A 6,104-nucleotide genomic window follows, 5' to 3' on the forward strand; every position below is an offset into this window, starting at 1 on the left:
TTCCCTCCCTAAAATTTATCTCGTTGAATACTAAAACTTGCTCCAATCAAAGCACTGCCCAAGAAGCCTGAAAAACTAACTAACATCATCCCTAAGCAGGTCTTTTTTTGTTGCTGCCAATGTTGTGAACTTGTGGCAATCTCCAACCCCCAGCAGCCCATCGCCCCTACTCCTGCAAATCCGGTAAAAAGCAGAGAGATAATTGCAGTTGTTTCTATGGTGCGATCGATGAAAATTCTGGGATTGAATCTTCTCCTAGTACGGCGGCGAAGAACCAATTTACTCTTGTGGTCTAATTGAGATTGGTAAACAATTTGTTTGTGGTTAGTCATTTGGATTCCTCCAATTGAACATAGAAACCTGTACCTGTATTCGTAATCTTTACCTTTTTTTGATTGACCAGTGTTTGAATCAGGCTAAGACTAAAGCTTATACTGCACAATCGAGCGCTACCTCCACAGCGCCGGAGATACTGTTCAGGTTTTTTAGCTAGAAATTGCTCAACTGGTTGATTGCCCTTGTCTTGGTTGCAGTCGTGACAAGCAATAGTAAGATTACTCACGCGATCGCTCCCGCCTTTGGACTTGGGATGAATATGCTCAATCTCAAACGGCAGATTCTCCACACCACAGTAGGCGCATTTTCTACCCCACTTCTGAAGCAAGTATTCCCGTACCTCAAAGCCAAATAACTCGCCCTGTTGATACTCAACACCTGTTATTTCAGGGTTTTGGAGTTGTTGCAAATCAAACCGCACTAACTCTTGAGAGATTGCCGTAATTGGGCATAGTTTTCTAAGCCGCCGCACCCATGTTTCAATGTTGGCGACACGGCTTTCAAGTGATGGAGGTAGCCATCCTTTTCTACGTCGTCTGTTTAGAAAGCGGGGTTTACGGTAACGGGTTTTACGTAACCTTCGCCCTCGTCGCAATGCTCTACGTGATTCAAGAGCGTTTTTGACTTGTTGCCCTCTGTGGTGTATTTCAAATGCACCTACAACCCGTCCAGCACATTCCTGAACTATAGCGACTCCTGTTACTTTGCTACCAGGATCAATTTTCAGGCGATGGGGATGAGCTGTTGAATTCTCTAATTCTCTACCTTTGAGAATAATCGTAAAGGGATATCTTTTATAAATTACTGCCCTCCTATGTTTTAGTAATTCCCTTGCCCGTGCTGGATGACATAGGTCGAGTGGTTGCTTGTTTTTATCCAAAACGAAAACGTACATTACTGTTGCCTCTTACCTTTCGGTAGTGAAGTTTGCCTCGCCCAGATATCATGGCTTGTTCTGCTCAAAACACTGTTTGGGTCCCGTCCTTACTGTTTAATTTTGAGCGACAGTTGCCCAGAACTGGCACGTATTCTGAGGTGTCATGACCACAATATCGTTTACCCGTAGGTGGGCTGGTCAATGTAAGCTTGTTTTCACAAGCCCCCGCTAGAATCCGTAAGGATTTAGCGGCGGGTCATTGACGATTAAATTTTCTAGAGTAACTAACAGATACAGTTGTGAATTTCATTTTGGTTATCATTTTTTTCGTTACTATCAACCATCTCAATGCTGAGTTTCTTACATAAATCACCAGCTTTTACACCAACAATTCCTGGTTCAATTTCGGTAGATAATTCCTCAATCATTGAATGAAAAACAGGGTCTTTATCATTTATTTCTACTTCAATCAAACCTGCATCATTTGATATAATAGTTGCCCAACTGGGCAAAGATTGAGGAATACTGGTCGCATAGAGTTTCATAGTTTTGATTCCTGACTAAACTTGATTTCAACAACTTCTTCGACACACCCCATTACCTCGGCTAAATAATGCAATGTATCGCCTACGTGAGTTGCTGCCTCTGGATCAATCTTCTTGTCTGCAATCAACAAGAGCCAGTTTTCATCTTGGGCGATTGCCTGAATATTTACGTAGCAAGAGTTGAAAGTTTTCAGTATTTCTATCGGTTCCATTGGGTTATCCGATGAGTTGTGTTGTTGTATTCAGATAAACTGAGAATTTGATTTTGCTTTTTACTTTAGAGGTGGGTTTTCCTGCCCACCTATTTTTTACGCTGCAACTAAATCTTTGACTTGTGGAATGTATCTTTTTAACCGTTCCCATTCGTCACTCGTCAGCGCATCAAATTCTTTATCCAATAATTCCTCTTCTGTGGGTGGTTGTTCCTTAGTCACTGTTAATCTGCCTGCTATCGTCATAAATTCATCCAACCCAACTGCTGCATCAACCGGCTCGGCGTATCGAAGAGAATCCACTCCGTTTGACCAGTGGGTAATATGCTGAAATATCACCCCAATCATGGAATCGCCTTTGTACACGCGATAGTTTCTGGGGCAGGCTCCGTCAGCGTAAACCAGCTTGTAGCCAGAAATCTGTTGCACCTCTGCGTTGGGGTCGGTTGGAGGTAGGAGAATTTTGTCAAGAGACTCTTCTAACTCCGTATGTTGAAGAGAAAATGTGGTAATCATAGTCTGTGTGCCATGATGATTTAAATTGTCATAAATTTCGTTGTAGAGGCGATCGCATTTCTCTTGGGGAAGCGATCGCTTTTTCTCACTTCCAGTACCAGGGATTTATTACACCTCTGCATTCGCATCTGTAGCAGGTAGGAGAATTCTCTTAGCAGTCATAGAAACCCGAATCTGAAAGTGTGATGTTACTTGCTGTGTTATGTGCAATGATTATTTGTAATTGCATATAGGTGGCGATTGCGTTGCTTGGGAAGCAATCGCCTTTTCTCGCTTCAGCAACTTACGCTGCTACTGCCGTTCGGACTCCCAACAACGCAATCACATCTTTTGCACTGGCAGCAACCCGATTCACTCCGTACTGTCTCGGTCTGGCGTACCAACTTTGGTGATTGCACCCGACGAAGCCGACCAAATGCCCGTCTCGGTAGAGTTTGGTGCTGAACGATAACCAGTCAATCTGACCGTGGTACACACCAAAGGCAGTGCAAGCTGTTTCCAGTTCATCGCTTAATCGCTCGTTGCGCTCCAGGGGTGTTTCCGATAGAGTCACTTTGACTTCTGCAACTCTTGTAGCGAACCAGTTGCGGTCGAATGGTAGTCGTCCACCACCGACTAACTGCACCCAGACTGTGATTCCGCCTTCGATCCAGATAGTGCGGATTGTTTCGGGTTGGACTTCGATAATCTCGCCAATGATGCGACGGTCACGAGCAGTCAGGGGGTCTTGGGTTGGGGCTATGGCTTGGGCTTGGGTTTCGATGTAGTTGTTCAGTTCTGCTTGGGCTGTGGCTTGTTCGTCACGAGAAGAACTAGGAATTGCTTGCTGTGTTAGTGTTTCGTAAGTCATAATATTGATCTCCGTGATAGGGGAAAAGGCGATCGCAGAAGTTGTCCAGACCGAGCGATTGCCTTTGTTATGTGTGCAAAGAACGTTGTGGTTCAGCACAACGCTCTCAAAAAGATTTGGCGTAGCCATCAAAGCTAGTTGCTAAGAGCATTCTCAAGACAGCAGACGGCAGCATCAGGGGATGTGTAAGGAAGTGCTGTGTTCGGAAGAGGACACTCTACTAAATTCAGCTTTGCTGTAAGTAAAATCTTTGATTTCTAGACGAATGGCACTAAATAACCAGTTTTTTAAGACTTAGTAGGTCATCGAGATCATCTTCGCTGGCTTGAGCATTACAAGTTTGGCTTCCGGCTCCTAGTCCCGGTGGCACTTGGTTTTGTGGTTAATTGAATGAGTTTAAATCTGGGAGTAAGCACTTCTTTGTTTACTAGGAGGCTAGCGCTTGTTTCCTCCTTTATATTTATAATACTACGCGAGACGTAGGAAAAAGTCAAGCGTTTAAAATGGTTTTTTCTACATTTAACGTAGTATTTCTACTTTTAAGCGTAGTTTTATTGATTTGTGACCATGTATAATAATGAGTATTCCAAGAGTCGATTTATCAAAGCAAGACGGGGATTAAACTAATGGAGGTGTCACATGGACAAGCGAATGATTGCTTGGAGGTTAAATGAAATAATGGCAAAAAAGCGTATTAGGAATAAAGACCTAGCAGCAGCTTTAGGGATTGACGAAAACTCTGTTCATCGATTGAGAAGAACAGATGAAATGCCTCGATTAACTGGGGAAAGACTTAATGGACTCTGCATTGCCCTTGAATGCCAACCTGGAGATTTAATTGTTTTTATCCCAGATGACGACACAGATACCACAGGAGAAGAAGAACAAAAGGTTAAGCCAATCCCTGTAAGGGAATATCTAAAATCTAAAGCTGATAATTCCCAACCACAGGATATAGCAGCATAAAGCGATCGCTGCCGGTCAAAGCTATGCGATCGCCTGCTCAATCCGTTGATCACAAAGTGAGCTAATTATAATGCTGACATATTTTTGGAAAAACTTTTCAAATCAGCTGCTGGGTTCACTTTGGTTAAATTGCAACACCCCAATTTTCAAGCATTTACCATAGTGGGCAAGAAAAATGCTGACACTAGAAAAAGAACAAACAACAGCACTCGATTACAGTGTTATCAACACCAGCATCCAAGAAACCTTTACTGCCATCGACCGATTCGAGTGGCAAGCAGTAGATGAAATTCTCCAGATGAGGGAACAGCAGCTTTACCTGCAAGCTGGATATAAAAGCTTTGAAGAATACTGCCAGCGTGAATTATACGCCTGGGGTGGATACCGACGAATCAACCAATTGCTAGGAGCCAAAAAGGTCATAGACGCGGTTGGCGAATTGGGGGGACACATCAAAAATGAGCGTCAGGCTCGTCCGTTACTTCGTTTAGTCAAGGAACCAGAGAAACTAAAACAAGCTGTAGCGATAGCTCTCAAAGATAATCCTTCCCCTGGTGAATCAGACTTTGCTGCTGCTGCCCAAAAAGTGGTTCCTCAACTTCCACGCAAAAAACATATTGTTCAGGAACCAATGGTTCCCAAAATTGAAGAACCAGTGGTTCTTCAAAAAGCTATTGTCACAGTTTCACAACAGTCCCATCCAAGGTATGGAGAAGAGGGAACTATTGAGGCAGACGCACCAAATCACTGGCAGCAGATTGTCACCTTTGCTGATGGGGAGAGGTTGTTGATCAACAATGCTGATTTAGATGCCCCAAGTGTCCCATTCCCCACAGAGCCAAGTTATCCACCACAATACTCTGAGGCGATCGCTGCACTCAAAGAGCAACACCAGCAAGAATTAGAGCGCTTACAGCAGGAATTGAGAATTGGGCTACAGTCAGAAGCTACAGCCAAAGCAGAAGAACAAGTACAAGAACAAATCCAATCCTTGCAAAACCTGTACAAGCAGCAGAAGGAGCAAAATATCCAGTTACAGCAGCGCCTAGACGAAATGGAATCACTACGGCAGTTGGAAGCTGAGAATCAACAACTCAAGCAACGTATTCAGGATTTGGAAAACGCTGTAGAACAACGCCCTTCCCAACAGTGGGGAAATACCATGACTCAGCAAGCGACCAAAGCGTTGAACAAACAGGTAAAGCAAGCACTGGAGAAAACGATTGATCTGCGATCGCTTGCAGCAGAACCACCCAAGGAAAATGCCCAAGAATGTCTGCGGCTCATGGGCATGGCTTTGAAAAACTTAGCCAGTGCTATGAACAATACCCAAGCGTTAGAGGCTGCGGCAATCATTCTGGGAAGTGAACCGACACCATCAGCGATCGCTTACCGAGCCGAACAATTGGAAATGTTGCCTCAAGCTGTCAGTAATATTCGGCAGGTGCTTGCAAAACCTGGGTGTAGCTGGCAGGAGTTTTGGGATGTTGCCCAAGAGTATGAGGTAATCAAACAGGACTATTGGGCGGAATTAACAACCCAAGAGACTGATTTAATTACTGCTCTCCAGAAAGCATCCTCTCAACCAGACACTATTGGCATCGGTTCTATCGTTGCCCATGCTGACCCGTACCGCACTTTGTATGTAGAGAGGGGTGAAGTTGTAGAGGATTTGGGCGAGGAAGTGGTAGTTGCTTGGGATCACTGGCGAAACCAGTCCAAGAAAACTGATAGGTATTTCCGAGACCTGACTTTTCCCGTTAAGTCTTGAAAAGCTTGCTCACAAAGGATTTAGGAAACAG

The 6,104-nt window shown here is 44.1% G+C and carries 8 protein-coding genes; 2 read left to right on the forward strand and 6 right to left on the reverse strand.

The window, feature by feature from the left end; all coding sequences use genetic code 11:
- Positions 1 to 8: 8 nt before the first annotated feature.
- The 6 genes from RMY64_RS15280 to RMY64_RS15305 form a co-directional block, all read right to left on the reverse strand.
- On the reverse strand, positions 9 to 332 hold the full coding sequence (locus RMY64_RS15280) for a hypothetical protein (protein WP_322700491.1): 324 nt from the start codon (positions 330 to 332) through the stop codon (positions 9 to 11).
- Positions 329 to 1,231 carry an RNA-guided endonuclease IscB gene (gene iscB, locus RMY64_RS15285; protein ID WP_322700492.1) on the reverse strand — a complete coding sequence of 301 codons (903 nt, stop codon included), beginning with the start codon at positions 1,229 to 1,231 and terminating at the stop codon, positions 329 to 331. The genes RMY64_RS15280 and iscB overlap by 4 nt, the downstream gene beginning before the upstream one ends.
- 266 nt (positions 1,232 to 1,497) lie before the next feature.
- Positions 1,498 to 1,758, reverse strand: coding sequence for a hypothetical protein (locus tag RMY64_RS15290; RefSeq protein ID WP_322700493.1), 261 nt, complete (start codon positions 1,756 to 1,758; stop codon positions 1,498 to 1,500).
- A complete protein-coding gene (locus tag RMY64_RS15295; RefSeq protein ID WP_322700494.1) occupies positions 1,755 to 1,970 on the reverse strand; it encodes a hypothetical protein in 216 nt (71 codons plus the stop codon). Before RMY64_RS15295 ends, RMY64_RS15290 begins: the two co-directional genes overlap by 4 nt.
- Positions 1,971 to 2,066: 96 nt before the next feature.
- A complete protein-coding gene (locus RMY64_RS15300) occupies positions 2,067 to 2,486 on the reverse strand; it encodes a hypothetical protein (RefSeq protein WP_322700495.1) in 420 nt (139 codons plus the stop codon).
- 283 nt (positions 2,487 to 2,769) lie between these two features.
- Entirely contained in the window at positions 2,770 to 3,336 is a 567-nt protein-coding gene (locus tag RMY64_RS15305; protein ID WP_322700496.1) for a hypothetical protein, read from the reverse strand.
- A 651-nt stretch (positions 3,337 to 3,987) separates the two neighbouring features.
- Here RMY64_RS15305 and RMY64_RS15310 point away from each other — a divergent pair.
- Positions 3,988 to 4,302, forward strand: a complete 315-nt coding sequence (locus RMY64_RS15310) for a helix-turn-helix domain-containing protein (protein ID WP_114086292.1) — start codon at positions 3,988 to 3,990, stop codon at positions 4,300 to 4,302.
- Positions 4,303 to 4,477: 175 nt separating this feature from the next.
- Positions 4,478 to 6,073 carry a hypothetical protein gene (locus tag RMY64_RS15315; RefSeq protein ID WP_322700497.1) on the forward strand — a complete coding sequence of 532 codons (1,596 nt, stop codon included), beginning with the start codon at positions 4,478 to 4,480 and terminating at the stop codon, positions 6,071 to 6,073.
- Positions 6,074 to 6,104 lie beyond the last annotated feature (31 nt).

This window comes from Nostoc sp. DedQUE08 (assembly GCF_034530895.1).
GTDB lineage: Bacteria > Cyanobacteriota > Cyanobacteriia > Cyanobacteriales > Nostocaceae > Nostoc.

What these genes read in the sequence shown, in the direction of transcription:
- RMY64_RS15310 (WP_114086292.1), top strand. Translation starts at nt 3,988, where the DNA reads ATGATTGCTTGGAGGTTAAATGAAATAATGGCAAAAAAGCGTATTAGG.
- RMY64_RS15280 (WP_322700491.1), bottom strand. Translation starts at nt 332, where the DNA reads ATGACTAACCACAAACAAATTGTTTACCAATCTCAATTAGACCACAAG.
- RMY64_RS15290 (WP_322700493.1), bottom strand. Translation starts at nt 1,758, where the DNA reads ATGAAACTCTATGCGACCAGTATTCCTCAATCTTTGCCCAGTTGGGCA.
- RMY64_RS15315 (WP_322700497.1), top strand. Translation starts at nt 4,478, where the DNA reads ATGCTGACACTAGAAAAAGAACAAACAACAGCACTCGATTACAGTGTT.
- iscB (WP_322700492.1), bottom strand. Translation starts at nt 1,231, where the DNA reads ATGTACGTTTTCGTTTTGGATAAAAACAAGCAACCACTCGACCTATGT.
- RMY64_RS15295 (WP_322700494.1), bottom strand. Translation starts at nt 1,970, where the DNA reads ATGGAACCGATAGAAATACTGAAAACTTTCAACTCTTGCTACGTAAAT.
- RMY64_RS15305 (WP_322700496.1), bottom strand. Translation starts at nt 3,336, where the DNA reads ATGACTTACGAAACACTAACACAGCAAGCAATTCCTAGTTCTTCTCGT.
- RMY64_RS15300 (WP_322700495.1), bottom strand. Translation starts at nt 2,486, where the DNA reads ATGATTACCACATTTTCTCTTCAACATACGGAGTTAGAAGAGTCTCTT.